Annotated in this window: 35 protein-coding genes; 1 reads left to right on the forward strand and 34 read right to left on the reverse strand. The window is 55.6% G+C overall.

Annotated elements, in window-relative coordinates; translation table 11 throughout:
* Positions 1-160 precede the first annotated feature (160 nt).
* Entirely contained in the window at positions 161-688 is a 528-nt protein-coding gene (locus RMV17_RS26370) for a single-stranded DNA-binding protein (RefSeq protein ID WP_127929967.1), read from the reverse strand.
* A 9-nt stretch (positions 689-697) separates the two neighbouring features.
* On the reverse strand, positions 698-2095 hold the full coding sequence (locus tag RMV17_RS26375; protein ID WP_034155935.1) for an MFS transporter: 1398 nt from the start codon (positions 2093-2095) through the stop codon (positions 698-700).
* 191 nt (positions 2096-2286) lie between these two features.
* Between RMV17_RS26375 and uvrA the strand changes: the two genes are divergently transcribed.
* Positions 2287-5121 (forward strand): excinuclease ABC subunit UvrA, encoded by a 2835-nt coding sequence (uvrA, locus tag RMV17_RS26380; RefSeq protein ID WP_093434409.1) that lies wholly within the window; start codon positions 2287-2289, stop codon positions 5119-5121.
* Positions 5122-5187: 66 nt separating this feature from the next.
* Here the strand turns inward: uvrA and bfr are convergent, their stop codons facing one another.
* The 32 genes from bfr to fusA all read right to left on the reverse strand — a co-directional run bounded on the left by bfr (position 5188) and on the right by fusA (position 24688).
* Positions 5188-5655: a bacterioferritin gene (gene bfr, locus RMV17_RS26385; RefSeq protein ID WP_007918444.1), complete on the reverse strand. Its 468-nt coding sequence runs from the start codon at positions 5653-5655 to the stop codon at positions 5188-5190.
* Positions 5656-5804: 149 nt separating this feature from the next.
* The gene (locus RMV17_RS26390; protein ID WP_311883716.1) at positions 5805-7259 is read right to left on the reverse strand and encodes a catalase; all 1455 of its coding nucleotides are present in this window, start codon (positions 7257-7259) and stop codon (positions 5805-5807) included.
* A gap of 239 nt (positions 7260-7498) precedes the next feature.
* Positions 7499-7885 carry a 50S ribosomal protein L17 gene (gene rplQ, locus RMV17_RS26395; protein ID WP_003176402.1) on the reverse strand — a complete coding sequence of 129 codons (387 nt, stop codon included), beginning with the start codon at positions 7883-7885 and terminating at the stop codon, positions 7499-7501.
* Between the two features lie 42 nt (positions 7886-7927).
* Positions 7928-8929 (reverse strand): DNA-directed RNA polymerase subunit alpha, encoded by a 1002-nt coding sequence (locus tag RMV17_RS26400; RefSeq protein ID WP_003186012.1) that lies wholly within the window; start codon positions 8927-8929, stop codon positions 7928-7930.
* Positions 8930-8951: 22 nt separating this feature from the next.
* Entirely contained in the window at positions 8952-9572 is a 621-nt protein-coding gene (gene rpsD / locus RMV17_RS26405; protein ID WP_003176404.1) for a 30S ribosomal protein S4, read from the reverse strand.
* Between the two features lie 18 nt (positions 9573-9590).
* Positions 9591-9980 carry a 30S ribosomal protein S11 gene (gene rpsK / locus RMV17_RS26410; RefSeq protein ID WP_002555466.1) on the reverse strand — a complete coding sequence of 130 codons (390 nt, stop codon included), beginning with the start codon at positions 9978-9980 and terminating at the stop codon, positions 9591-9593.
* Positions 9981-10010: 30 nt separating this feature from the next.
* Positions 10011-10367 carry a 30S ribosomal protein S13 gene (gene rpsM / locus RMV17_RS26415; RefSeq protein ID WP_009045849.1) on the reverse strand — a complete coding sequence of 119 codons (357 nt, stop codon included), beginning with the start codon at positions 10365-10367 and terminating at the stop codon, positions 10011-10013.
* A gap of 130 nt (positions 10368-10497) precedes the next feature.
* Positions 10498-10614: a 50S ribosomal protein L36 gene (gene rpmJ / locus RMV17_RS26420; protein ID WP_002555468.1), complete on the reverse strand. Its 117-nt coding sequence runs from the start codon at positions 10612-10614 to the stop codon at positions 10498-10500.
* Between the two features lie 27 nt (positions 10615-10641).
* Positions 10642-11970, reverse strand: coding sequence for a preprotein translocase subunit SecY (gene secY, locus RMV17_RS26425; protein ID WP_003228718.1), 1329 nt, complete (start codon positions 11968-11970; stop codon positions 10642-10644).
* The gene (gene rplO, locus RMV17_RS26430; protein WP_003228720.1) at positions 11971-12408 is read right to left on the reverse strand and encodes a 50S ribosomal protein L15; all 438 of its coding nucleotides are present in this window, start codon (positions 12406-12408) and stop codon (positions 11971-11973) included.
* Positions 12409-12411: 3 nt separating this feature from the next.
* Entirely contained in the window at positions 12412-12588 is a 177-nt protein-coding gene (gene rpmD / locus RMV17_RS26435; protein WP_003176408.1) for a 50S ribosomal protein L30, read from the reverse strand.
* 2 nt (positions 12589-12590) lie between these two features.
* The gene (gene rpsE, locus RMV17_RS26440) at positions 12591-13091 is read right to left on the reverse strand and encodes a 30S ribosomal protein S5 (RefSeq protein ID WP_003186035.1); all 501 of its coding nucleotides are present in this window, start codon (positions 13089-13091) and stop codon (positions 12591-12593) included.
* Between the two features lie 3 nt (positions 13092-13094).
* Positions 13095-13445 (reverse strand): 50S ribosomal protein L18, encoded by a 351-nt coding sequence (rplR, locus tag RMV17_RS26445; RefSeq protein WP_003186037.1) that lies wholly within the window; start codon positions 13443-13445, stop codon positions 13095-13097.
* Between the two features lie 10 nt (positions 13446-13455).
* Entirely contained in the window at positions 13456-13989 is a 534-nt protein-coding gene (rplF, locus tag RMV17_RS26450; RefSeq protein WP_003176412.1) for a 50S ribosomal protein L6, read from the reverse strand.
* Between the two features lie 12 nt (positions 13990-14001).
* Entirely contained in the window at positions 14002-14394 is a 393-nt protein-coding gene (gene rpsH, locus RMV17_RS26455) for a 30S ribosomal protein S8 (protein ID WP_007918458.1), read from the reverse strand.
* Positions 14395-14603: 209 nt separating this feature from the next.
* The gene (gene rpsN, locus RMV17_RS26460; RefSeq protein WP_003228726.1) at positions 14604-14909 is read right to left on the reverse strand and encodes a 30S ribosomal protein S14; all 306 of its coding nucleotides are present in this window, start codon (positions 14907-14909) and stop codon (positions 14604-14606) included.
* A 13-nt stretch (positions 14910-14922) separates the two neighbouring features.
* Entirely contained in the window at positions 14923-15462 is a 540-nt protein-coding gene (rplE, locus tag RMV17_RS26465) for a 50S ribosomal protein L5 (protein WP_003176415.1), read from the reverse strand.
* Between the two features lie 20 nt (positions 15463-15482).
* Positions 15483-15797: a 50S ribosomal protein L24 gene (rplX, locus tag RMV17_RS26470; RefSeq protein WP_008081905.1), complete on the reverse strand. Its 315-nt coding sequence runs from the start codon at positions 15795-15797 to the stop codon at positions 15483-15485.
* A gap of 11 nt (positions 15798-15808) precedes the next feature.
* Positions 15809-16177 (reverse strand): 50S ribosomal protein L14, encoded by a 369-nt coding sequence (rplN, locus tag RMV17_RS26475; RefSeq protein ID WP_002555479.1) that lies wholly within the window; start codon positions 16175-16177, stop codon positions 15809-15811.
* Positions 16178-16200: 23 nt separating this feature from the next.
* A complete protein-coding gene (rpsQ, locus tag RMV17_RS26480; protein WP_003194644.1) occupies positions 16201-16467 on the reverse strand; it encodes a 30S ribosomal protein S17 in 267 nt (88 codons plus the stop codon).
* A 2-nt stretch (positions 16468-16469) separates the two neighbouring features.
* Positions 16470-16661, reverse strand: coding sequence for a 50S ribosomal protein L29 (gene rpmC, locus RMV17_RS26485; protein ID WP_002555481.1), 192 nt, complete (start codon positions 16659-16661; stop codon positions 16470-16472).
* Positions 16661-17074, reverse strand: a complete 414-nt coding sequence (rplP, locus tag RMV17_RS26490; protein WP_007896757.1) for a 50S ribosomal protein L16 — start codon at positions 17072-17074, stop codon at positions 16661-16663. The genes rpmC and rplP overlap by 1 nt, the downstream gene beginning before the upstream one ends.
* Positions 17075-17086: 12 nt before the next feature.
* Positions 17087-17773 (reverse strand): 30S ribosomal protein S3, encoded by a 687-nt coding sequence (gene rpsC / locus RMV17_RS26495; RefSeq protein ID WP_003176422.1) that lies wholly within the window; start codon positions 17771-17773, stop codon positions 17087-17089.
* Positions 17774-17786: 13 nt separating this feature from the next.
* Positions 17787-18119, reverse strand: a complete 333-nt coding sequence (rplV, locus tag RMV17_RS26500) for a 50S ribosomal protein L22 (protein WP_003103908.1) — start codon at positions 18117-18119, stop codon at positions 17787-17789.
* An 11-nt stretch (positions 18120-18130) separates the two neighbouring features.
* A complete protein-coding gene (gene rpsS / locus RMV17_RS26505; protein ID WP_011336172.1) occupies positions 18131-18406 on the reverse strand; it encodes a 30S ribosomal protein S19 in 276 nt (91 codons plus the stop codon).
* Positions 18407-18422: 16 nt separating this feature from the next.
* Entirely contained in the window at positions 18423-19247 is an 825-nt protein-coding gene (gene rplB, locus RMV17_RS26510) for a 50S ribosomal protein L2 (protein ID WP_003228734.1), read from the reverse strand.
* 14 nt (positions 19248-19261) lie between these two features.
* The gene (rplW, locus tag RMV17_RS26515; RefSeq protein WP_002555488.1) at positions 19262-19561 is read right to left on the reverse strand and encodes a 50S ribosomal protein L23; all 300 of its coding nucleotides are present in this window, start codon (positions 19559-19561) and stop codon (positions 19262-19264) included.
* Complete coding sequence (gene rplD, locus RMV17_RS26520) at positions 19558-20160, reverse strand: 50S ribosomal protein L4 (RefSeq protein ID WP_007918468.1); 603 nt, start codon at positions 20158-20160, stop codon at positions 19558-19560. The genes rplW and rplD overlap by 4 nt, the downstream gene beginning before the upstream one ends.
* Positions 20161-20172: 12 nt before the next feature.
* A complete protein-coding gene (gene rplC, locus RMV17_RS26525) occupies positions 20173-20808 on the reverse strand; it encodes a 50S ribosomal protein L3 (RefSeq protein ID WP_003228738.1) in 636 nt (211 codons plus the stop codon).
* A gap of 80 nt (positions 20809-20888) precedes the next feature.
* A complete protein-coding gene (gene rpsJ, locus RMV17_RS26530) occupies positions 20889-21200 on the reverse strand; it encodes a 30S ribosomal protein S10 (protein ID WP_003186070.1) in 312 nt (103 codons plus the stop codon).
* A gap of 157 nt (positions 21201-21357) precedes the next feature.
* Complete coding sequence (gene tuf, locus RMV17_RS26535) at positions 21358-22551, reverse strand: elongation factor Tu (RefSeq protein ID WP_064361246.1); 1194 nt, start codon at positions 22549-22551, stop codon at positions 21358-21360.
* 31 nt (positions 22552-22582) lie between these two features.
* Complete coding sequence (gene fusA, locus RMV17_RS26540) at positions 22583-24688, reverse strand: elongation factor G (protein ID WP_016984188.1); 2106 nt, start codon at positions 24686-24688, stop codon at positions 22583-22585.
* Between the last annotated feature and the right edge of the window lie 19 nt (positions 24689-24707).

Consider the following 24707-nt stretch of genomic DNA (forward strand, 5'->3'; position numbering starts at 1 on the left):
GACGGATTGTCAGTCGACTCATTTGTTGACTGATCCGCCGTGATCGCTGGCAAGCCAGCTTCCACAGGGATTTGGGAAACCGCAGACGAAAAAAATCCCACAAAAAAGGCCCGTCGTTTGAGCGACGGGCCTTTTTATTTAGAGCGGGTGCAGCAACAAATCAGAACGGGATATCGTCATCAAAGCTATCGAAATCCGGAGCCGGTTGCGGTGCGGCCTGCTGTGGAGCCGGGGCCGAACGCTGTTGCGGAGCCGACTGCTGCGGGCGCGGAGCCTGCTGGCGTGGCGCAGATGGAGCCGACTGCTGGTAGTTGTTGCCACCGCCTTGTTGGTCGCCCTGTTGTGGACGGCCGCCGAGCAGTTGCATGGTGCCTTGCATGTCGACCACGATTTCAGTGGTGTAACGCTTGATACCGTCTTTTTCCCACTCGCGGGTCTGCAACTTGCCTTCGATGTAGACCTGCGAACCCTTGCGCAGGTATTCGCCGGCGATTTCGGCAACCTTGCCGAACATCGAAACACGGTGCCATTCGGTCTTCTCGACCTTCTGACCGGTTTGCTTGTCGGTCCACTGTTCGCTGGTTGCCAGACTCAGGTTGGTCACGGCGTTACCGTTAGGCAGGTAGCGAACTTCGGGATCCTGGCCGCAAGTGCCGACCAATATGACTTTGTTAACCCCACGGGCCATAACGTTCTCCTAGGCTTCGCAAGCAGCCCCGGCCGGGTTGTTCACCAGGCGTTCGAGGGTGTCGCGATCCACTAATTCTTTGTCCAGTTTGATGTAAACAGCCGCTTCGTCAGCAACTATCACTGCATCGGTTACCCCTACGAGGGCCTTGAGGCGCTCGACCAGACCCGCTTCGCGGATCGCCTCGGGCGACAACGGCAAGCGCAGGCTCGTCACGTAGGGTGGTTCGCGCATGGTAACAGCAAAGGCCAGCCAGATGGCAGCCAGACCCGCACATCCAAGGAACACAACCGACAGACCGCCATGCTGAAACAGCCAGCCACCGAGTATGCCGCCGAGTGCCGATCCGAGGAACTGGCTGGTGGAATACACGCCCATGGCCGTGCCCTTCCCGCCCGCCGGTGAAACCTTGCTGATCAGCGACGGCAATGAAGCCTCCAGCAGATTGAATGCGGTGAAGAACACCACCGTACCGATCACCAGAGCCCGCAGGCTGTCACCGAACTGCCAGAAGAATAGCTCAGTCAGCATCAGCGTCAGGACGGCGCCGAGCAAAATTCGTTTCATTTTGCGTTTCTTCTCGCCATAGATAATGAACGGGATCATGGCGAAGAACGAAATCAGCAACGCGGTGAGATAGACCCACCAGTGCTGCTCCTTGGGCAAACCGGCTTTTTCCACCAGCGCCAAGGGCAATGCAACGAAGCTCGACATCAACATGGCATGTAACACAAAGATGCCCAGATCGAGGCGCAGCAGGTCTGGATGCTTGAGCGTCGGCATCAAGGCCTGACGCGCGACACCGGATTCACGATGCTGCAGCGGGCCCGTGGAGCGCGGCACCATGAACATGATGATCAGGATCCCGACCAGCGCCATGCCGCCGGTGGCGAGGAACAGCCCGGACAAGCCGAAAGCACGGGTCAGCAGCGGCCCGACCACCATGGCCACGGCGAACGACAGGCCAATCGTCATGCCAATCATGGCCATGGCTTTGGTGCGGTGCTGTTCGCGGGTCAGATCGGAGAGCAACGCCATGACTGCGGCGGAAATAGCCCCGGCGCCTTGCAGGATCCGTCCGGCGATCACGCCCCAGATCGAATCAGCCTGTGAAGCCAGAACACTGCCGAGAGCGAAAACGATCAGCCCGAGGTAAATCACCGGACGACGGCCTATGCGGTCGGAAATGATCCCGAAGGGAATCTGGAAGATTGCCTGGGTGAGGCCGTAAGCGCCGATAGCCAGCCCGATCAGGGCCGGGGTCGCTCCAGCCAGATCCATGCCGTAGGTCGCCAGTACCGGCAACACCATGAACATGCCAAGCATACGGAAGGCGAACACCAGGGCCAGACCGCTCGCCGCGCGGGTCTCGCTGCCACTCATGCGTTCGCTGTGGGGATCGTGCATGGAAAAACCTCGTGTGAACCGGCGGCGATTCTACCAGTCCCATCGGAAGACGGGGTAGATCGCGACGCTTTGACGCGTATAGATGAAACTCTCTTCATCCAGGGCAAAAAACCCTTCGTTTGATAGTGTGCATCCATCCAGTATTTGCCCGTATACTCCTACGTTTTCGACGCCCGCCGAGCGAGGCCACTTTGGACAAGATCCTGATACGTGGGGCCCGTACCCACAACCTGAAGAACATCGACCTGACCCTGCCACGGGACAAGCTGATCGTCATCACCGGCCTGTCCGGATCCGGCAAGTCGTCCCTGGCCTTCGACACCCTGTACGCCGAAGGTCAGCGCCGCTATGTCGAATCGCTGTCGGCCTACGCCCGCCAGTTCCTGTCGATGATGGAAAAACCCGACGTCGACACCATCGAAGGCCTGTCGCCGGCGATCTCCATCGAACAGAAGTCGACTTCGCACAACCCGCGCTCCACGGTCGGCACCATCACCGAAATCTACGACTACCTGCGCCTGCTTTATGCACGCGTCGGCACGCCGCGTTGCCCGGATCACGATATTCCACTGGAGGCGCAGACCGTCAGCCAGATGGTTGACCTGGTGCTGGCGCAACCGGAAGGCAGCAAACTCATGCTGCTGGCGCCGGTGATCCGCGAGCGTAAAGGTGAACACCTGTCGGTCTTCGAAGAGCTGCGCGCACAAGGTTTCGTTCGCGCCCGGGTCAACGGCCGCATCTGTGAGCTCGACGAACTGCCGAAACTGGATAAACAGAAGAAGCACTCGATCGATGTAATCGTCGACCGTTTCAAGGTACGCGCCGATCTGCAGCAACGTCTGGCCGAGTCTTTCGAGACCGCATTGAAACTGGCAGATGGCATTGCACTGGTCGCGCCGATGGACGACGAGCCGGGTGAGGAGATGATCTTCTCCGCGCGCTTCGCCTGCCCGATCTGCGGCCACGCGATCAGTGAGCTGGAACCCAAGCTGTTCTCCTTCAACAACCCCGCCGGCGCTTGCCCGACCTGTGATGGCCTGGGCGTGAAGCAGTTTTTCGACATCAAGCGGCTGGTCAACGGCGACCTGACCTTGGCCGAAGGTGCGATTCGCGGCTGGGACCGGCGTAACGTCTACTACTTCCAGATGCTCGGCTCACTGGCCTCGCACTACGGTTTCAGTCTCGAAGTACCGTTCAACGAACTGCCGGCCGATCAGCAGAAATTCATCCTGCATGGCAGCGGCTCGCAGAACGTCGACTTCAAATACCTGAACGACCGTGGCGACATCGTCAAACGCTCGCACCCGTTCGAAGGCATCGTGCCGAACCTGGAGCGTCGCTACCGCGAGACCGAGTCGGCGAGCGTTCGCGAAGAGCTGGCCAAGTTTCTCAGCACTCAGTCCTGCCCGGATTGCCGTGGTACCCGTTTGCGTCGTGAAGCGCGCCACGTCTGGGTTGGCGAGAAGACTCTGCCTGCGGTGACCAACCTGCCGATCGGCGATGCTTGCGAGTACTTCGGCGAGCTGAAGATGACCGGCCGCCGTGGCGAGATCGCGGACAAGATTCTCAAGGAAATCCGTGAGCGTCTGCAGTTCCTCGTCAACGTCGGTCTCGATTATCTGTCGCTGGATCGCAGCGCTGACACCCTTTCCGGTGGTGAAGCACAACGTATTCGTCTGGCCAGCCAGATCGGTGCGGGCCTCGTTGGCGTCTTGTACATCCTCGACGAACCGTCCATTGGTTTGCACCAGCGTGACAATGATCGACTGCTCGGCACGCTCAAGCACCTGCGCGACATCGGTAATACGGTGATCGTGGTCGAGCACGACGAAGATGCGATTCGCTTGGCTGACTATGTCGTCGATATCGGCCCCGGCGCCGGGGTGCACGGTGGGCAGATCGTTGCCGAAGGTACGCCGGCCGAAGTCATGGCGCATCCTGATTCCCTGACCGGTAAATACCTGTCAGGCCGAGTGAAGATCGAAGTGCCGGCCAAACGTACCCCGCGCAACAAGAAGCTCAATCTGTCGCTCAAAGGGGCGCGTGGCAACAACCTGCGTAATGTCGATCTGGACATTCCGATCGGTCTGCTGACTTGCGTAACTGGCGTTTCAGGTTCGGGCAAGTCGACGCTGATCAACAACACGCTGTTTCCGCTCAGCGCCACGGCGCTCAACGGCGCGACCACGCTGGAAGCCGCAGCGCACGACAGCATCAAAGGCCTGGAGCATCTCGACAAAGTCGTCGACATCGACCAGAGCCCGATCGGTCGTACGCCGCGTTCCAACCCGGCCACTTACACCGGGCTGTTCACGCCGATCCGTGAATTGTTCGCCGGCGTACCTGAGTCACGTTCCCGTGGTTACGGTCCGGGGCGTTTCTCCTTCAACGTCAAGGGCGGTCGTTGCGAAGCGTGCCAGGGCGATGGCCTGATCAAGGTGGAAATGCACTTCCTCCCGGACATCTACGTGCCGTGCGACGTGTGCAAGAGCAAGCGCTACAACCGCGAAACCCTTGAGATCAAATACAAGGGCAAGAGCATCCACGAAACCCTCGAGATGACTATCGAGGAAGCCCGGGAGTTCTTCGATGCGGTGCCGGCGCTGGCGCGCAAGCTGCAGACGCTGATGGATGTCGGTCTGTCGTACATCAAGCTCGGACAGTCGGCGACCACGTTGTCCGGCGGTGAAGCGCAGAGGGTGAAGCTGTCCCGCGAACTGTCCAAGCGTGACACCGGCAAGACCCTGTACATCCTCGATGAGCCGACCACCGGTCTGCACTTCGCGGATATTCAGCAGTTGCTCGATGTGTTGCATCGACTGCGCGACCACGGCAACACAGTGGTGGTGATCGAACACAACCTCGACGTGATCAAGACGGCCGACTGGCTGGTCGATCTGGGGCCGGAGGGCGGCTCCAAAGGTGGGCAGATCATTGCCACCGGCACGCCTGAGGATGTGGCCGAGATGAAGCAATCTCACACCGGCCATTACCTCAAGCCATTGCTGATCCGTGATCGGGCTTAAACGCCGGGCATGAAAAAGCCCCTGTCACTTCATCAGTGACAGGGGCTTTTTTGTATCGTTTTGCAATCAGGAAGTGTGAGATTGCAGGTAATTCTCGAGACCGATCAGCTTGATCAAGCCCAACTGCTTTTCCAGCCAGTAGGTGTGATCTTCTTCGGTGTCGTTCAACTGCACGCGCAGGATCTCGCGGCTGACATAGTCTTTGTGCTGCTCGCACAGCTCGATGCCTTTGCACAGCGCAGCGCGGACTTTGTACTCAAGACGCAGATCGGCTTCGAGCATCTCCGGCACAGTGGTGCCGACATCCAGATCATCCGGACGCATGCGCGGCGTGCCTTCGAGCATCAGAATCCGGCGCATCAATGCATCAGCGTGACCCGCCTCTTCTTCCATCTCGTGGTTGATTCGCTCGTAGAGCTTGGTGAACCCCCAGTCCTCATACATCCGCGAATGAACGAAATATTGATCACGCGCGGCCAGTTCGCCGGTCAGCAACGTGTTGAGGTAATCGATTACGTCTGGGTGGCCTTGCATCGCCCTACATCTCCCTACTTGAAAGTCTGTAGTTTGAACCAACCTGACTGGAAGGTCACCCGCCTAGCGCAATAAAAGCGAAGATATTCTGAGAAAAGCAGGCTAAATATCGCAAAAACCGCCCAAATGAGGGCGGTTCTGCTTCTCGTTTAGACTTCGTTAAGCTGTACGTTGAGCAGCTTTGCGATTGCTTCTCCATACGCGGGGTCGGCTTTGTAGAAATGCTGCAACTGACGGTCGACGACATCAGTCGAAACCCCACCCATCGCTCCAGCGATGTTACTTACCAACAGGGCTTTCTGCTCATCACTCATCAGTCGGAACAGCGCACCGGCGTGGCTGTAGTAATCGGTATCCTCGCGGTGATCGTAGCGATCTGCAGCACCGCTCAAGGCCAGTGCCGGCTCAGCGTAACGCGGAGCTTGTTTCGGCGCTTCGGTATAGCTGTTCGGTTCGTAGTTAGGCGCGGCACCACCGTTGCTGCCGAACGCCATCGAGCCATCACGCTGGTAAGTGTTCACCCGGCTACGTGGCGCGTTCACCGGCAACTGCTGGTGATTGGTGCCCACACGGTAGCGGTGTGCGTCGGCATAGGCGAATACGCGACCTTGCAGCATGCGGTCTGGCGAGAGACCAACGCCTGGCACCATGTTGCTCGGGCCGAACGCGGCTTGCTCGACTTCAGCGAAATAGTTCAGCGGGTTGCGGTTCAGTTCCAGTTCACCGACTTCGATCAGCGGGAACTCCTTCTGCGACCACGTCTTGGTCACGTCGAACGGGTTCTCGTAATGCGCTGCAGCCTGGGCTTCAGTCATGATCTGGATGCATACGCGCCATTTCGGGAAGTCACCGCGTTCGATCGCTTCGAACAGATCACGCTGGGCGTAATCCGGATCGGTGCCAGCCAACCGCGCAGCATCGGCCGGAGCCAGATTCTTGATACCTTGCTTGGTTTTGTAATGCCACTTCACCCAGTGACGCTCACCTTTCGCGCTGATCAGGCTGTAGGTGTGGCTGCCGAAGCCGTGCATGTGACGGTAACCGTCCGGGATCCCTCGATCGGAGAACAGAATGGTGACCTGGTGCAGCGCTTCAGGCGAATGCGACCAGAAGTCCCACATCATCTGCGCGCTTTTCAGGTTGCTTTGCGGCAGGCGTTTTTGCGTGTGGATAAAGTCAGGGAATTTCAGCGGATCGCGAATGAAGAACACTGGCGTGTTGTTGCCAACGATGTCCCAATTGCCTTCTTCGGTGTAGAACTTCAACGCGAAACCGCGTGGATCGCGCTCGGTGTCGGCAGAACCGCGTTCGCCGCCTACCGTGGAGAATCGCAAAAACGTCGGGGTTTGTTTACCGACAGATTCAAACAACTTGGCGCTGGTGTATTCGGTGATGTCGCGGGTCACGGTAAACGTGCCGTAAGCACCTGAGCCTTTGGCGTGTACGCGACGTTCAGGGATGTTTTCACGATTGAAGTGAGCGAGCTTTTCGAGCAAGTGGAAATCGTCGAGCAGCAACGGGCCACGAGGACCGGCGGAGCGAGAATTCTGGTTATCAGCGACAGGTGCGCCACTGGCGGTCGTAAGCGTTTTGATCTGGCTCATACGGTCATCTTCCTCTGTCAGTCTTGAAACTGCCGGCTAATCGGCTTGTTGGGAAGTATCGATCATCCATGTGACAGCTACAAATTCATTAACTTGTGCACATCGATAGATAATTACTAATCATGTTCCCAGCGCATAGTGACAACAGAGACATGTCAAAAGCTTGTATGAACAGCGCATTTTCTTGCGCGCACAAAAAACCGGGCACTAGGCCCGGTTTTTTGTTTCAGACTGACGTCTTACTCGGCGGATACAGCTTCGCCGGCAGTAGCACGATCAACCAACTCGACGTACGCCATAGGCGCGTTGTCGCCAGCGCGGAAACCGCACTTGAGGATGCGCAGGTAGCCACCCTCACGGGTAGCGTAACGCTTGCCCAGGTCGTTGAAGAGCTTACCAACGATAGCTTTCGAACGAGTACGGTCGAAAGCCAGACGGCGGTTAGCCAGGCTATCTGTCTTGGCCAGAGTGATCAGCGGCTCAGCAACGCGACGCAGTTCTTTGGCTTTTGGCAGAGTAGTTTTGATCAGCTCGTGCTCGAACAGCGACACCGCCATGTTTTGGAACATGGCCTTGCGGTGCGAGCTGGTGCGGCTCAGGTGACGACCACTTTTACGATGACGCATGGTTCATTCCTTACCAAACACTACGTTCGGTGATTACGACGATCAGGCAGTCGCCTTGTCGTCCTTCTTAAGACTTGCAGGCGGCCAGTTGTCGAGGCGCATGCCGAGGGACAGACCGCGGGAGGCCAGAACGTCCTTGATTTCAGTCAAGGATTTCTTGCCAAGGTTCGGAGTCTTCAACAGCTCTACTTCGGTACGCTGAATCAGGTCACCGATGTAGTAGATGTTTTCCGCCTTAAGGCAGTTAGCCGAACGTACAGTCAGTTCCAGATCGTCAACCGGGCGAAGCAGGATCGGATCGATCTCGTCTTCCTGCTCGACAACCACTGGCTCACTGTCACCTTTGAGGTCGACGAACGCAGCCAACTGCTGTTGCAGGATGGTTGCAGCGCGGCGGATAGCCTCTTCAGGATCCAGAGTACCGTTGGTTTCCAGATCAATAACCAGCTTGTCCAGGTTGGTACGCTGCTCGACACGGGCGTTTTCCACCACGTATGCGATACGGCGAACCGGGCTGAACGAAGAGTCAAGCTGCAAGCGACCGATGCTGCGGCTTTCGTCTTCATCGCTCTGACGCGAGTCGGCTGGTTCATAACCACGACCACGAGCTACGGTGAGCTTCATGTTCAGGGCGCCGTTAGACGCCAGGTTAGCGATTACGTGATCGGGATTAACGATCTCGACATCATGATCCAGCTGAATATCGGCAGCGGTAACCACCCCCGAACCCTTCTTCGACAAGGTCAGCGTAACTTCGTCACGACCGTGCAGCTTGATGGCCAGACCTTTAAGGTTCAACAGGATTTCAATTACGTCTTCCTGTACACCTTCGATGGCGCTGTACTCGTGGAGCACACCGTCAATCTCGGCCTCGACTACTGCGCAGCCGGGCATTGAGGACAACAGGATGCGTCGCAGCGCGTTGCCCAGGGTGTGGCCAAAACCACGCTCGAGAGGCTCGAGAGTGATCTTGGCGCGGGTTGGACTGACAACCTGCACATCAATGTGGCGGGGTGTCAGGAACTCATTTACCGAAATCTGCATGGATGCACCTATTTTCTAGCCCTTACTTGGAGTAGAGCTCGACAATCAGGCTTTCGTTGATGTCGGCGGACAGATCACTGCGAGCAGGAACGTTCTTGAAAACGCCCGACTTCTTCTCAGTGTCTACTTCTACCCATTCTACGCGGCCACGTTGGGCACACAGATCGAGAGCTTGGACAATGCGAAGTTGGTTTTTTGCTTTCTCGCGTACTGCAACCACGTCACCAGCACGAACCTGATACGACGGAACGTTTACGGTCTGACCGTTAACGCTGATCGACTTGTGCGATACCAGCTGACGGGATTCGGCACGAGTCGAACCAAAGCCCATACGGTATACAACGTTGTCCAGACGGCATTCGAGCAGTTGCAGCAGGTTTTCACCGGTTGCACCTTTCTTGCCAGCAGCTTCTTTGTAGTAGCCGCTGAACTGACGCTCGAGAACGCCGTAAATACGACGGACCTTCTGCTTTTCACGCAGTTGGGTGCCGTAATCGGACTGGCGACCGCGGCGTTGGCCGTGGATACCAGGTGCTGCTTCAATGTTGCACTTCGATTCGATCGCGCGCACGCCGCTCTTCAGGAAGAGATCGGTGCCTTCGCGACGAGCGAGTTTGCATTTTGGACCAATGTAACGAGCCATTCTTTACAATCTCCTGGATTACACGCGGCGCTTCTTCGGCGGACGGCACCCGTTGTGCGGGATTGGCGTCACGTCGGTGATGCTGGCGATCTTATAGCCACAGCCGTTCAATGCACGGACAGCAGACTCACGACCTGGACCTGGACCTTTGACGTTAACGTCGAGGTTTTTCAGGCCATATTCCAGCGCAGCTTGACCAGCACGTTCAGCAGCTACTTGAGCAGCAAACGGGGTGGACTTGCGGGAACCGCGGAAACCCGAACCACCGGAGGTAGCCCAAGAAAGCGCGTTACCTTGACGGTCGGTGATGGTCACGATGGTGTTGTTAAAAGAAGCATGGATGTGGGCGATGCCATCAACCACTGTCTTTTTAACTTTTTTACGAGGACGAGCAGCAGGTTTTGCCATGATTAATTTCCTGTCGATTCGCGTGGGCGATTACTTGCGGATCGGCTTACGCGGACCTTTACGGGTACGCGCGTTAGTCTTGGTACGCTGACCGCGCACTGGAAGACCACGACGATGACGCAGACCACGGTAGCAACCGAGGTCCATCAAACGCTTGATTTTCATGTTGATTTCGCGACGCAGGTCACCTTCAGTGGTGAACTTCGCCACTTCGCCACGCAACTGCTCAATCTGCTCGTCGCTCAGATCTTTGATCTTTGCGGCTGGGTTTACCCCAGTCTCTGCGCAAATTTTCTGCGCAGTAGTGCGACCAACACCATAGATGTAGGTCAGCGAGATAACAGTATGCTTGTTATCTGGAATGTTAACGCCTGCAATACGGGCCATTCAGTGGGACTCCAATTGACAGCTACCTACGCCCCGGAAGCCAAGAAATAGGGCGCGAGATAATATCGCTGTAATAACAAATAATCAACCCGGTAGCGCACTAGCTACCGGGCTTGAAGCACAATCACACTCAGCCTTGGCGCTGTTTGTGACGCGGTTCCGCGCTGCAAATTACTCGAACAACACCTTCGCGGCGAATAATCTTGCAGTTACGGCACAGCTTTTTCACCGATGCACGAACTTTCATCACCAACTCCTCGAACCTTATGGGTACTCAGCGCAACATGCCGCTGCCGTAACCCTTCAGGTTGGCTTTCTTCATCAGGGATTCGTACTGGTGCGAAACGAGGTGCGATTGTACTTGGGACATGAAGTCCATCACAACCACGACCACGATCAGCAACGAGGTCCCGCCAAGGTAGAACGGAACGTTTGCTGCAACCACCAGGAACTGGGGCAACAGGCACACGGCCGTCATGTAAAGAGCACCGAACATGGTCAAGCGAGTCAGAACGCCATCAATATAGCGTGCGGACTGCTCACCTGGACGGATGCCCGGAATAAAGGCACCGGACTTCTTCAGGTTTTCCGCTACGTCTTTCGGATTGAACATCAACGCCGTATAGAAGAAGCAGAAGAAAATAATCCCTGCACTAAACAGCAGAATATTCAACGGCTGACCAGGAGCGATCGACTGCGAGATGTCCTGCAACCAGCCCATACCTTCAGACTGACCGAACCAGGCACCCAACGAAGCCGGGAACAGCAAAATGCTGCTCGCGAAAATAGCCGGAATAACACCGGCCATGTTCACCTTCAACGGCAGGTGGCTAGTCTGCGCAGCAAAAACCTTGCGGCCCTGCTGACGCTTGGCGTAGTGAACAGCGATACGACGCTGACCACGCTCAATGAACACCACGAAACCGATAATCGCTACTGCCAGCAAACCGATGGCAACCAAGGCGAAGATGTTGATATCACCCTGACGCGCAGACTCGAAAGACTGCCCGATTGCTCTCGGAAGACCGGCGACGATACCCGAAAAAATCAACATCGAGATACCGTTGCCTACACCACGCTCAGTAATCTGCTCACCCAGCCACATCATGAACATCGCACCAGCCACAAAAGTGGATACCGCGACGAAATGGAAGCCAAAGTCACCAGTGAACGCAACGCCCTGCCCCGCCAGACCAATGGACATGCCAATAGCCTGAACGAGAGCGAGGACGACGGTGCCGTAGCGGGTGTACTGGCTGATCTTGCGACGGCCAGCTTCACCTTCCTTCTTCAACTGCTCCAGCTGCGGGCTGACGGCTGTCATCAGTTGCATGATGATCGATGCCGAAATGTACGGCATGATCCCCAGTGCAAAGATGCTCATCCGTTCCAGCGCACCGCCGGAGAACATATTGAACAAGCTAAGAATGGTCCCCTCATTCTGTCGAAACAGGTCTGCGAGTCGGTCCGGGTTGATACCTGGAACCGGGATGTGTGCGCCTATTCGGTAGACGATAATCGCCAGGAACAGAAAACGCAGACGAGCCCAGAGTTCAGACATACCGCCTTTGCCGAGCGCAGAGAGAGCACCTTGCTTAGCCATTTATTCCTCGAACTTGCCGCCAGCTGCTTCGATAGCCGCACGCGCACCTTTGGTGGCGCCGATTCCCTTGCCGATAGTGACAGCGCGAGTCACTTCACCGGACAGCATGATTTTCACACGCTGTACGTTGACGTTGATCACATTGGCATCTTTCAGGGACTGCACGGTGACGATGTCGCCTTCCACTTTAGCCAGCTCGGACAGACGCACTTCTGCGCGGTCCATGGCTTTCAGGGAAACGAAACCGAACTTCGGCAGGCGACGATGCAGCGGCTGTTGACCGCCTTCAAAGCCTGGAGCAATGGTGCCACCGGAGCGGGAGGTCTGACCTTTGTGACCACGGCCACCAGTCTTACCCAAACCGCTACCGATACCACGGCCCGGACGATGCTTTTCGCGACGGGAACCCGGCGCTGGACTCAGATCATTGAGTTTCATCGATTAACCCTCGACACGCAGCATGTAGTAAGCCTTGTTGATCATCCCGCGATTCTCGGGAGTATCCTGGACTTCTACAGTGTGACCGATGCGACGCAGACCCAGACCCTTAACGCACAGTTTGTGGTTAGGGATGCGGCCGGTCATGCTTTTGATCAGCGTTACTTTAACGGTAGCCATGATCAGAAGATCTCCTTGACGCTTTTGCCACGCTTGGCAGCAATGGATTCAGGAGACTGCATAGCTTTCAAACCTTTGAAAGTGGCGTGAACCACGTTTACCGGGTTAGTCGAGCCGTAGCATTTGGCCAGAACGTTCTGAACGCCAGCAACCTCGAGGACAGCACGCATAGCGCCGCCAGCGATGATACCAGTACCTTCAGAAGCAGGCTGCATGTACACCTTCGAAGCGCCGTGAGCGGACTTCATAGCGTACTGCAGAGTGGTGCCGTTCAGATCAACTTGGATCATGTTGCGGCGAGCAGCTTCCATTGCCTTCTGGATCGCAGCAGGCACTTCACGCGACTTGCCACGGCCGAAGCCAACACGCCCTTTACCATCACCAACCACGGTCAACGCGGTGAAAGTGAAGATACGGCCGCCTTTAACGGTTTTGGCTACGCGGTTAACTTGAACCAGCTTCTCAATGTAGCCTTCGTCGCGCTTTTGGTCGTTATTTGACATAACTTAGAACTCCAGCCCAGCTTCACGAGCAGCATCAGCCAGCGCTTTAACGCGGCCGTGGTACTTGAAGCCAGAGCGGTCGAAAGCCACTTGCGAGACGCCAGCGGCCTTAGCACGCGTAGCGACCAGCTGGCCAACCTTTGTGGCCGCGTCGATGTTGCCAGTGGCGCCATCACGCAGTTCTTTATCCAAAGTCGAGGCGCTTGCCAGGACTTTGTTGCCGTCGGCCGAGATGACCTGGGCGTAGATGTGCTGCGACGAGCGGAACACGCAGAGACGCACGACTTCTAGTTCGTGCATTTTCAGGCGTGCTTTGCGAGCGCGACGCAGTCGAGTAACTTTTTTGTCGGTCATTTGCTATGCCCTACTTCTTCTTGGCTTCTTTACGACGGACGACTTCGTCCGCGTAGCGCACACCTTTGCCTTTGTACGGCTCTGGTGGACGGAAGTCGCGGATCTCAGCGGCCACTTGACCTACCAGCTGCTTGTCGATGCCCTTGATCAGGATATCGGTCTGGCTAGGAGTCTCAGCGGTGATGCCTTCCGGCAGTTCGTAATCCACTGGGTGCGAGAAGCCAAGGGCCAGGTTCAGAACCGTGCCTTTTGCTTGCGCCTTGTAACCAACACCGACCAGCTGGAGCTTACGCTCGAAGCCTTGGCTTACGCCTTGGACCATGTTGTTTACCAACGCACGCGTGGTACCGGCCATTGCGCGAGTTTGTTGATCGCCATTGCGAGCAGCGAAACGCAGCTCACCAGCTTCTTCAACGATCTCAACGGACGAATGGATGTTCAGTTCAAGAGTACCCTTGGCACCCTTCACCGAAAGCTGTTGGCCTGCGAATTTTACTTCGACACCGGCTGGCAGCTTAACGGGGTTCTTAGCGACGCGAGACATGCTTATCCCCCCTTAGAACACAGTGCAAAGAACTTCGCCGCCGACACCGGCAGCGCGCGCAGCACGATCCGTCATCACACCTTTGTTGGTGGAGACGATAGACACGCCAAGACCGCCACGAACTTTCGGCAGATCTTCAACGGACTTGTACTGACGCAGGCCTGGACGACTAACGCGCTTCACTTCTTCGATAACCGGACGGCCTTCGAAGTACTTCAGCTCGATGGACAACGACGGCTTAGCGTCGGTGGTGATCTGAAAATCCGCGATGTAACCTTCGTCCTTCAGGACTTTTGCTACAGCCACCTTCAGCGTGGAAGACGGCATGCTTACGACAGACTTTTCAGCCATCTGGGCATTACGGATTCGAGTTAGCATGTCCGCTAACGGGTCCTGCATACTCATGGGCTAGACGCTCCTAATACAGAAAAATTAGCCTTGCGGCTACTACTTGTCGCCGAGAACTTCCGGGCATGAAAAACACGGGCTCAGGCGAGCCGGTCATTCTAGACACACCCCAGAAATGAATCAAGCCCCAAAAGGGGCTTGATTCAGATTCAAGGCCACCGATGGTCAGGTTCTTGCGAACCCGAACATCGAGACTTTGACAGCAATTACCAGCTGGCTTTAACCAGACCTGGTACGTCACCACGCATTGCAGCTTCACGCAGCTTGTTACGGCCAAGGCCGAACTTGCGGTAAACGCCGTGCGGACGACCAGTCAGGCGGCAACGGTTACGCATGCGCGAAGCGCTTGCGTCACGTGGTTGCTTCTGCAGAGCTACGGTAGCTTCCCAACGCGCTTCTGGACTTGCGTTCAGATCAACGATGATAGCTTTCAGCGCTGCACGCTTGGTGGCGTACTTGGCAACGGTGAGCTGACGCTTCAGCTCACGGTTTTTCATGCTCTTCTTGGCCATTTTCCTACTCCAATCAGTTGCGGAACGGGAATTTGAAAGCACGCAGCAGAGCGCGGCCTTCATCATCGTTCTTGGCAGTGGTGGTCAGGGTAATGTCCAGACCGCGGAGAGCATCGATCTTGTCGTAGTCGATTTCCGGGAAAATGATCTGCTCTTTCACGCCCATGCTGTAGTTGCCACGACCATCGAAGGACTTGGCATTCAGGCCGCGGAAGTCGCGAACCCGAGGCAGGGAGATCGACAGCAGACGATCCAGGAATTCATACATACGCTCACGGCGCAGAGTCACTTTGACGCCGATCGGCCATCCTTCACGGACTTTAAAGCCAGCGATAGATTTACGAGCGTAGGTCACAACGACTTTTTGGCCGGTGATCTTTTCCAGGTCAGCAACAGCATGCTCGATGACTTTCTTGTCACCAACAGCTTCGCCCAGACCCATGTTCAGGGTGATCTTTGTAACGCGTGGAACTTCCATCACGTTCGAAAGCTTAAGTTCTTCCTTAAGCTTCGGTGCGATTTCCTTCCAGTAAATCTCTTTTAGTCGTGCCATGGTCTTCTACCTAGCAGTGTTCAAGCATCAACCGCTTTTTGGGTCGACTTGAAGACACGAATTTTCTTGCCGTCTTCTACTTTGAAACCAACGCGGTCAGCCTTGTTGGTTTCGCCGTTGAAAATGGCGACGTTAGAAGCGTCCAGTGGAGCTTCTTTTTCGACGATACCGCCTTGCACGCCCGACATCGGGTTAGGCTTGGTATGACGCTTTACCAGGTTCAGACCGCTGATAACCAAACGGTTATTAGCAAGAACCTTGAGCACCTTACCGCGCTTACCTTTGTCTTTGCCGGCGATCACGATGATCTCGTCGTCACGACGAATCTTTTGCATGTCGGATCTCCTTACAGCACTTCTGGGGCGAGCGAGACGATCTTCATGAACTTCTCAGTACGAAGTTCACGGGTCACTGGCCCAAAGATACGGGTGCCGATCGGCTCTTGCTTGTTGTTCAGAAGAACAGCAGCGTTGCCATCAAAGCGGATAATGGAGCCATCAGCACGGCGTACGCCGTGACGAGTGCGGACTACAACAGCAGTCATCACTTGGCCTTTTTTCACCTTACCGCGAGGAATTGCTTCCTTCACGGTAACTTTGATGATGTCACCGATACCAGCGTAACGACGATGGGAGCCACCCAGCACCTTGATGCACATAACACGGCGAGCGCCGCTGTTATCGGCCACATCGAGCATGGATTGAGTCTGAATCATATAATTTCTCCGACCCCTAGTCCTTAGACTTCCACAGCGCGTTCGAGAACATCAACCAGCGCCCAAGACTTAGTCTTGGCCATAGGACGAGTTTCACGAATAGTGACTTTGTCGCCGATGTGGCACTGGTTGGTTTCGTCGTGCGCGTGCAGCTTAGTCGAACGCTTAACGTATTTACCGTAGATCGGGTGCTTTACGCGACGCTCGATCAGTACGGTGATGGTTTTGTCCATCTTGTCGCTGACAACACGGCCAGTCAGCGTACGGACAGTTTTTTCGGCTTCAGCCATGATCACTTACCTGCCTGCTGGTTGAGCACAGTCTTCACGCGAGCGATGTCACGTTTAACTTGCGAGAGCAGATGAGACTGCCCCAACTGGCCAGTTGCTTTCTGCATACGCAGATTGAACTGGTCGCGCAGCAAGCCGAGCAGTTGCTCGTTCAGCTGCTGTGCGGATTTTTCACGAAGTTCATTCGCTTTCATCACATCACCGTCCGTTTAACAAAGGCGGTGGCGAGCGGCAGCTTTGCAGCAGCCAGGGCAAAAGCCTCACGCGCCAGCTCTTCAGAAACACCCTCGATTTCATACAGGACTTTGCCTGGCTGAATCTGGGCAACCCAGTACTCCACACTACCCTTACCTTTACCCATACGAACTTCGAGGGGCTTTTTGGAAATAGGCTTGTCCGGGAATACACGGATCCAGATCTTGCCGCCACGTTTAACGTGACGGGTCAGAGCACGACGCGCTGACTCGATCTGACGAGCGGTGAGACGACCACGAGCTACAGACTTCAGCGCGAACTCGCCGAAGCTGACTTTGCTACCGCGCTGAGCCAGACCACGGTTGTGGCCTGTCATCTGCTTGCGGAACTTCGTACGCTTAGGTTGCAACATTTGGCGTACCCCTTACTTAGCAGCTTTTTTACGAGGCGCTGGTGCTTGTGGTTTCAGCTCTTCTTGGCGACCACCAATTACTTCGCCTTTGAAGATCCAAACCTTTACACCGATCACACCGTAAGTGGTGTGAGCTTCGTAGTTGGCATAGTCGATGTCGGCACGCAGGGTGTGCAATGGCACACGACCTTCGCGATACCATTCAGTACGTGCGATTTCAGCACCGCCGAGACGACCGCTCACTTGGATTTTGATGCCTTTGGCACCAATGCGCATGGCGTTCTGAACTGCGCGCTTCATAGCGCGACGGAACATTACACGACGCTCCAGCTGCTGAGCTACGCTCTGCGCAACCAGCATACCGTCGAGCTCCGGCTTGCGGATCTCTTCGATATTGATGTGCACAGGCACACCCATTTGCTTGGTCAGGTCCTGACGCAGTTTCTCAACATCTTCACCTTTCTTCCCGATAACGATACCTGGACGAGCGGTGTGGATGGTGATACGTGCAGTTTGGGCCGGACGATGGATATCGATACGGCTTACGGACGCGCTTTTTAGTTTGTCTTGGAGATACTCACGCACTTTCAGATCTGCGAACAAGTAGTCCGCATAAGTCCGACCGTCTGCGTACCAGACGGAGGTGTGCTCCTTGACGATTCCCAGGCGAATGCCAATGGGATGTACTTTCTGACCCATCTCTTCGACTCCGTTACTTGTCAGCAACCTTGACAGTGATATGGCAAGACCGCTTGACGATGCGATCAGCACGGCCTTTGGCACGTGGCATGATGCGCTTCAGCGAACGCCCTTCGTTGACGAAAACGGTGCTGACCTTCAGGTCATCAACGTCTGCGCCTTCGTTATGCTCGGCGTTGGCTACGGCCGACTCCAGCACTTTCTTCATGATCTCGGCGGCTTTCTTACTGCTGAAAGCCAACAAGTTGAGCGCTTCGCCCACCTTCTTCCCGCGGATCTGGTCGGCGACCAAGCGGGCTTTCTGGGCGGAGATTCGAGCGCCCGACAACTTAGCGGCTACTTCCATTTCCTAACCCCTTAACGCTTGGCTTTCTTGTCAGCCACGTGCCCGCGATAGTTGCGGGTACCGGCGAACTCGCCCAGTTTGTGGCCGACCATGTCTTCGTTAACGAGAACTGGGACGTGCTGACGACCGTTGTGTACTGCGATGGTCAGACCGACCATTTGTGGCAGGATCATCGAACGACGCGACCAAGTCTTAATTGGTTTGCGATCGTTCTTTTCCGCCGCCACTTCGATCTTCTTCAGTAGGTGAAGATCAATAAAAGGACCTTTTTTCAGAGAACGTGGCACTGTCGTATCCCTCTATTTACTTGCGACGACGGACGATCATTTTGTCGGTACGCTTATTACCACGAGTCTTCGCGCCCTTAGTCGGGAAGCCCCATGGCGATACCGGATGACGACCACCAGAGGTACGACCTTCACCACCACCATGTGGGTGGTCAACCGGGTTCATGGCAACACCACGAACGGTTGGGCGAACGCCACGCCAGCGCTTGGCACCAGCTTTACCCAGCGAACGCAGGCTGTGCTCGGAGTTCGAGACTTCGCCCAGGGTCGCACGGCATTCAGCCAGTACTTTACGCATTTCACCGGAACGCAGACGCAGGGTAACGTAAACGCCTTCACGAGCGATCAGCTGAGCCGAAGCACCAGCGGAACGAGCGATCTGTGCGCCTTTACCTGGCTTCAGTTCGATGCCGTGTACGGTAGAACCCACTGGAATGTTGCGCAGTTGCAGAGCGTTGCCTGGCTTGATTGGAGCCAGAGCGCCTGCGATCAGCTGGTCGCCAGCACTCACGCCTTTAGGGGCGATGATGTAGCGGCGCTCGCCGTCTGCGTAGCAGAGCAGTGCGATGTGAGCAGTACGGTTTGGATCATATTCGATACGCTCGACAGTGGCGACGATGCCATCTTTGTCGTTGCGACGGAAATCGACCATACGATAATGCTGCTTATGACCACCACCGATGTGACGCGTGGTAATACGGCCATTGTTGTTACGACCACCAGTCTTCGATTTTTTCTCGAGCAGCGGTGCGTGAGGAGCGCCTTTATGCAGCTCCTGGTTGACCACCTTGACCACAAAACGGCGGCCAGGGGAAGTCGGTTTGCATTTAACGATTGCCATGATGCACCCCTTCCTTACTCAGCACTGCTGCTGAAATCGAGATCTTGGCCTGGCTGAAGGGAGATAACTGCCTTCTTCCAGTCATTACGCTTGCCCAGACCGCGAGCAGTGCGCTTGCTCTTACCCAGAACATTCAGGGTAGTGACGCGCTCTACTTTCACGCTGAACAGGCTTTCGACGGCCTTCTTGATTTCCAGCTTGGTTGCGTCAGTAGCAACCTTGAAAACGAACTGGCCTTTCTTGTCTGCCAGAACCGTAGCCTTCTCGGAAACGTGCGGGCCAAGCAGAACTTTAAATACGCGTTCCTGGTTCATCCCAGCAGCTCCTCGAATTTCTTCACGGCCGACACGGTGATCAACACCTTGTCGTATGCGATCAGACTAACTGGATCGGAACCTTGAACGTCACGTACATCTACGTGCGGCAGGTTGCGAGCAGCCAGGTACAGGTTCTGATCAACAGCGTCCGACACGATCAAAACGTCGGTCAGGCTCATGTTGTTCAGCTTGCCCAGCAGATCTTTGGTTTTCGGAGTTTCAACAGCGAAATCCTGAACCACGACCAGACGATCAGTACGCACCAGCTCAGCAAGGATGGAACGCATTGCTGCGCGGTACATCTTCTTGTTCAGCTTCTGGGAGTGATCCTGTGGACGTGCTGCAAAAGTGGTACCGCCGCCACGCCAGATTGGGCTACGGATAGTACCGGCACGAGCACGGCCAGTACCTTTCTGACGCCATGGGCGCTTACCGCCACCACGAACGTCGGAACGGGTCTTCTGCTGCTTGGTACCTTGACGGCCGCCAGCCATGTAGGCCACGACTGCTTGGTGAACCAGCGTCTCGTTGAATTCGCCGCCAAATGTCAGTTCGGAAACTTCGATCGCTTGAGCGTCATTTACATTTAATTGCATGTCAGCTTCCCCTTAACCGCGAGCCTTGGCTGCTGGACGTACAACCAGGTTGCCGCCAGTAGCGCCAGGAACAGCACCCTTGACCAACAACAGATTGCGTTCAGCGTCCACGCGCACTACTTCCAGGGACTGCACGGTCACGCGCTCAGCGCCCATATGACCGGACATTTTCTTGCCCTTGAATACACGACCAGGAGTCTGGCACTGGCCGATAGAGCCTGGGACGCGGTGGGATACGGAGTTACCGTGGGTGTTATCTTGCCCGCGGAAATTCCAACGCTTGATCGTACCCTGGAAGCCTTTACCCTTGGACTGACCGGTTACATCAACCAGTTGACCAGCGGCGAAGATTTCAGCGTTGATCAGATCGCCAGCCTGGTACTCGCCTTCTTCAAGACGGAATTCCATGGTAGTGCGACCAGCGGCAACGTTCGCTTTAGCGAAGTGGCCAGCCTGAGCTGCTGTTACACGCGAAGCACGACGCTCGCCGACAGTGACTTGCACTGCACGATAGCCATCGGTCTCTTCAGTTTTGAACTGGGTGACGCGATTCGGCTCGATCTCAATGACCGTGACCGGAATGGAGACACCTTCTTCGGTGAAAATACGGGTCATACCGCATTTACGACCGACTACACCAATAGTCATGTTGTAAACCTCATGAGTGTACGGGGCTTTCACCCGCTATGGCCGCCCATTTCAGAGCGTTACACGACTAAGACCGAGTCTTAGCCGAGGCTGATCTGCACTTCCACACCGGCCGCAAGATCAAGCTTCATAAGAGCATCAACGGTTTTATCCGTTGGCTGGACGATGTCCAGAACGCGCTTATGAGTGCGGATTTCGTACTGGTCGCGCGCGTCTTTGTTGACGTGCGGAGAAACCAGAACGGTGAACCGCTCTTTACGGGTAGGCAGTGGAATTGGACCACGCACTTGAGCACCAGTACGTTTCGCGGTTTCCACGATTTCCTGGGTTGATTGGTCGATCAGGCGATGGTCGAAAGCCTTCAACCTGATACGGATTTGCTGATTTTGCATTGGATTTCAGACTCCGGCTGCTATTCCCACCGAGCGCAATACGCCCGTTAAAAGGAGGCGCAATTCTATAGACGCCCCAGATAGGTGTCAACCCAATAAAAAAGCCCCCGCTGAGCGGGGGCTTTTTCAAGTCAACAAGCAAACTCTATAAAAGAGATTACTCGATGATTTTGGCTACGACGCCAGCGCCGACGGTACGACCGCCTTCACGGATAGCGAAACGCAGACCGTCTTCCATCGCGATGGTTTTGATCAGGGTAACAGTCATCTGAATGTTGTCACCTGGCATTACCATTTCAACGCCTTCTGGCAGCTCGCAGTTACCAGTCACGTCAGTAGTACGGAAGTAGAACTGTGGACGGTAGCCTTTGAAGAACGGAGTGTGACGACCGCCTTCTTCCTTGCTCAGAACGTAAACTTCTGCGGTGAACTTGGTGTGCGGCTTAACCGAACCCGGCTTAACCAGAACCTGACCACGCTCAACGTCGTCACGCTTGGTACCACGCAGCAGAACGCCGCAGTTCTCGCCAGCACGACCTTCGTCGAGCAGCTTGCGGAACATTTCAACACCGGTGCAAGTAGTAACGGTGGTGTCACGCAGACCAACGATTTCCAGCGGATCCTGAACGCGAACGATACCGCGCTCGATACGACCAGTCACAACAGTACCGCGACCCGAGATCGAGAATACGTCTTCGATTGGCATCAGGAACGGCTTGTCGATCATACGAACTGGTTCTGGGATGTAGGCATCCAGAGTCTCTACCAGCTTCTTGACAGCGGTAGTGCCCATTTCGTTGTCGTCTTTGCCTTCCAGCGCCATACGAGCCGAACCGATGATGATTGGAGTGTCATCGCCCGGGAAGTCGTAGGTGGACAGCAGGTCGCGAACTTCCATCTCAACCAGTTCCAGCAGCTCTGCGTCGTCTACCAGGTCAGCCTTGTTCAGGAAAACCACGATGTACGGAACGCCTACCTGACGGGACAGCAGGATGTGCTCACGGGTTTGTGGCATCGGACCATCAGCGGCCGAGCAAACCAGAATAGCGCCGTCCATTTGAGCAGCACCGGTGATCATGTTCTTCACATAGTCAGCGTGACCTGGGCAGTCAACGTGAGCGTAGTGACGGATCTTCGAGTTGTACTCAACGTGTGCGGTGTTGATGGTGATACCGCGAGCTTTTTCTTCTGGTGCGCTGTCGATCTTGTCGAAGTCGACGATTGCAGAACCGAAAACTTCGGAGCAAACGCGAGTCAGAGCAGCAGTCAGAGTGGTTTTACCGTGGTCAACGTGACCGATGGTGCCAACGTTGACGTGCGGTAGGGAACGATCAAATTTTTCTTTAGCCACGACAATTAACTCCTAGCCTAAAGGGGCTGAATCAGCCTTGTTTTTTGGTTACGGATTCGACGATGTGCGACGGAGCCGTATCGTATTTTTTGAATTCCATAGAGTAGCTTGCGCGACCCTGGGACATGGAGCGAACGTCGGTCGCATAACCGAACATCTCACCCAGTGGAACCTCGGCACGGATAACCTTGCCGGACACTGTGTCTTCCATACCCTGGATCATGCCGCGACGACGGTTAAGGTCGCCCATCACATCACCCATATAGTCTTCAGGCGTAACAACCTCTACAGCCATGATCGGCTCAAGCAACTCACCACCGCCCTTCTGGGCCAGTTGCTTGGTCGCCATGGAGGCAGCCACTTTAAACGCCATCTCGTTGGAGTCGACGTCGTGGTAAGAACCATCGAACACGGTAGCCTTCAGGCCGATCAGCGGATAGCCGGCAACAACGCCGTTCTTCATCTGCTCTTCGATACCCTTCTGGATAGCCGGGATGTATTCCTTAGGAACCACACCACCTACAACTTCGTTCACGAATTGCAGACCTTCCTGACCTTCGTCAGCAGGAGCAAAACGGATCCAGCAGTGGCCGAACTGACCACGACCGCCGGACTGACGAACGAACTTGCCTTCGATTTCACAGTTCTTCGTGATGCGCTCACGATACGAAACCTGAGGCTTGCCGATGTTGGCTTCGACGTTGAACTCACGGCGCATCCGGTCAACCAGGATGTCCAGGTGCAACTCGCCCATGCCGGAGATGATCGTTTGACCAGTCTCTTCATCAGTTTTAACGCGGAAAGACGGGTCTTCCTGAGCAAGTTTGCCCAGAGCGATACCCATTTTTTCCTGGTCATCCTTGGTCTTAGGCTCTACGGCAACCGAAATAACCGGCTCCGGGAAGTCCATGCGAACCAGGATGATTGGCTTGTCAGCGTTGCAGAGGGTTTCACCAGTGGTGACGTCCTTCATGCCGATCAGGGCCGCGATGTCACCAGCGCGTACTTCCTTGATCTCTTCACGGGCGTTTGCGTGCATTTGCACCATACGACCCACGCGCTCTTTCTTGCCTTTAACCGAGTTGATCACGCCGTCGCCGGAGTTCAACACGCCCGAGTAAACGCGGACGAAGGTCAAAGTACCCACGAATGGGTCGGTAGCGATCTTGAACGCCAGAGCCGAGAACGGCTCCGCATCGTCTGCATGACGCTCCAGCTCGATTTCCTCGTTATCCGGGTCAGTACCCTTGATAGCAGGAATGTCGGTCGGTGCAGGCAGGAAGTCGATAACGGCGTCGAGAACCAGGGGAACACCCTTGTTCTTGAACGAAGAACCGCAAACAGCCAGAACGATTTCGCCGGCGATAGTACGCTGACGCAAAGCAGCTTTGATCTCTTCGATCGACAGCTCTTCGCCTTCCAGGTACTTGTTCATCAGCTCTTCGTTGGCTTCAGCAGCAGCTTCAACCATGTTGTTGCGCCACTCTTCAGCCAGCTCCTGGAGCTCAGCAGGAATGTCCTTGCGAACAGGGACCATACCTTTGTCAGAGTCGTTCCAGTAGACAGCTTGCATGTTGATCAGATCGATCTGACCCTGGAAGTTGTCTTCGGAACCGATGGCCAACTGGATCGGCACCGGAGTGTGACCCAGACGCTGCTTGATCTGACCGATCACGCGCAGGAAGTTGGCGCCAGCACGGTCCATCTTGTTTACGTAAACAAGACGTGGAACACCGTATTTGTTGGCTTGACGCCATACGGTTTCCGACTGAGGCTCAACACCCGAAGTACCGCAGAACACAACGACAGCGCCGTCGAGTACACGCAGGGAACGTTCAACTTCAATAGTGAAGTCAACGTGGCCCGGGGTATCGATTACGTTGAAGCGGTGCTCGTCCTTGTACTGCTTCTCGGAACCTTTCCAGAAAGCGGTGATGGCAGCAGAAGTAATGGTAATACCACGCTCCTGCTCCTGCACCATCCAGTCTGTGGTCGCGGCGCCATCATGCACCTCGCCCATTTTGTGACTTTTGCCGGTGTAAAAAAGGACGCGCTCGGTGGTGGTGGTTTTACCAGCATCCACGTGAGCGACGATACCGATGTTACGGTAGCGGCTAATCGGAGTAGTACGAGCCATAAAGCCCTCGCAAAATTAG

The organism is Pseudomonas sp. VD-NE ins (assembly GCF_031882575.1).
Taxonomy (GTDB): domain Bacteria; phylum Pseudomonadota; class Gammaproteobacteria; order Pseudomonadales; family Pseudomonadaceae; genus Aquipseudomonas; species Aquipseudomonas fluorescens_BZ.

Bases quoted from the DNA above. Each gene is read 5' to 3' on its own strand.
- rplX (WP_008081905.1), bottom strand. From the start codon at position 15,797: ATGCAAAAGATTCGTCGTGACGACGAGATCATCGTGATCGCCGGCAAA.
- rpmC (WP_002555481.1), bottom strand. From the start codon at position 16,661: ATGAAAGCGAATGAACTTCGTGAAAAATCCGCACAGCAGCTGAACGAG.
- rplB (WP_003228734.1), bottom strand. From the start codon at position 19,247: ATGGCAATCGTTAAATGCAAACCGACTTCCCCTGGCCGCCGTTTTGTG.
- rplV (WP_003103908.1), bottom strand. From the start codon at position 18,119: ATGGAAGTAGCCGCTAAGTTGTCGGGCGCTCGAATCTCCGCCCAGAAA.
- RMV17_RS26390 (WP_311883716.1), bottom strand. From the start codon at position 7,259: ATGAGCCAGATCAAAACGCTTACGACCGCCAGTGGCGCACCTGTCGCT.
- rpmJ (WP_002555468.1), bottom strand. From the start codon at position 10,614: ATGAAAGTTCGTGCATCGGTGAAAAAGCTGTGCCGTAACTGCAAGATT.
- rpsJ (WP_003186070.1), bottom strand. From the start codon at position 21,200: ATGCAAAATCAGCAAATCCGTATCAGGTTGAAGGCTTTCGACCATCGC.
- rplP (WP_007896757.1), bottom strand. From the start codon at position 17,074: ATGTTGCAACCTAAGCGTACGAAGTTCCGCAAGCAGATGACAGGCCAC.
- RMV17_RS26370 (WP_127929967.1), bottom strand. From the start codon at position 688: ATGGCCCGTGGGGTTAACAAAGTCATATTGGTCGGCACTTGCGGCCAG.
- rpsM (WP_009045849.1), bottom strand. From the start codon at position 10,367: ATGGCCCGTATTGCAGGCGTTAACATTCCAGATAACAAGCATACTGTT.
- rplW (WP_002555488.1), bottom strand. From the start codon at position 19,561: ATGAACCAGGAACGCGTATTTAAAGTTCTGCTTGGCCCGCACGTTTCC.
- rpsH (WP_007918458.1), bottom strand. From the start codon at position 14,394: ATGAGTATGCAGGACCCGTTAGCGGACATGCTAACTCGAATCCGTAAT.
- rplF (WP_003176412.1), bottom strand. From the start codon at position 13,989: ATGTCTCGCGTCGCTAAGAACCCCGTTAAGCTGCCAGCCGGTGTCGAA.
- rpsE (WP_003186035.1), bottom strand. From the start codon at position 13,091: ATGTCAAATAACGACCAAAAGCGCGACGAAGGCTACATTGAGAAGCTG.
- rpsN (WP_003228726.1), bottom strand. From the start codon at position 14,909: ATGGCCAAGAAGAGCATGAAAAACCGTGAGCTGAAGCGTCAGCTCACC.
- rplC (WP_003228738.1), bottom strand. From the start codon at position 20,808: ATGACTATTGGTGTAGTCGGTCGTAAATGCGGTATGACCCGTATTTTC.
- rpmD (WP_003176408.1), bottom strand. From the start codon at position 12,588: ATGGCTACCGTTAAAGTAACGCTGATCAAAAGCATGACCGGCCGCATC.
- rplR (WP_003186037.1), bottom strand. From the start codon at position 13,445: ATGACCGACAAAAAAGTTACTCGACTGCGTCGCGCTCGCAAAGCACGC.
- fusA (WP_016984188.1), bottom strand. From the start codon at position 24,688: ATGGCTCGTACTACTCCGATTAGCCGCTACCGTAACATCGGTATCGTC.
- rpsD (WP_003176404.1), bottom strand. From the start codon at position 9,572: ATGGCTCGTTACATTGGTCCAAAATGCAAACTCGCTCGTCGCGAAGGC.
- rplO (WP_003228720.1), bottom strand. From the start codon at position 12,408: ATGAAACTCAATGATCTGAGTCCAGCGCCGGGTTCCCGTCGCGAAAAG.
- rpsQ (WP_003194644.1), bottom strand. From the start codon at position 16,467: ATGGCTGAAGCCGAAAAAACTGTCCGTACGCTGACTGGCCGTGTTGTC.
- bfr (WP_007918444.1), bottom strand. From the start codon at position 5,655: ATGCAAGGCCACCCAGACGTAATCGATTACCTCAACACGTTGCTGACC.
- rpsC (WP_003176422.1), bottom strand. From the start codon at position 17,773: ATGGGTCAGAAAGTACATCCCATTGGCATTCGCCTGGGAATCGTCAAG.
- RMV17_RS26375 (WP_034155935.1), bottom strand. From the start codon at position 2,095: ATGCACGATCCCCACAGCGAACGCATGAGTGGCAGCGAGACCCGCGCG.
- secY (WP_003228718.1), bottom strand. From the start codon at position 11,970: ATGGCTAAGCAAGGTGCTCTCTCTGCGCTCGGCAAAGGCGGTATGTCT.
- rplD (WP_007918468.1), bottom strand. From the start codon at position 20,160: ATGCAATTAAATGTAAATGACGCTCAAGCGATCGAAGTTTCCGAACTG.
- rplE (WP_003176415.1), bottom strand. From the start codon at position 15,462: ATGGCACGACTAAAAGAGATTTACTGGAAGGAAATCGCACCGAAGCTT.
- rplQ (WP_003176402.1), bottom strand. From the start codon at position 7,885: ATGCGTCATCGTAAAAGTGGTCGTCACCTGAGCCGCACCAGCTCGCAC.
- rpsK (WP_002555466.1), bottom strand. From the start codon at position 9,980: ATGGCAAAACCTGCTGCTCGTCCTCGTAAAAAAGTTAAAAAGACAGTG.
- RMV17_RS26400 (WP_003186012.1), bottom strand. From the start codon at position 8,929: ATGCAGATTTCGGTAAATGAGTTCCTGACACCCCGCCACATTGATGTG.
- rplN (WP_002555479.1), bottom strand. From the start codon at position 16,177: ATGATTCAGACTCAATCCATGCTCGATGTGGCCGATAACAGCGGCGCT.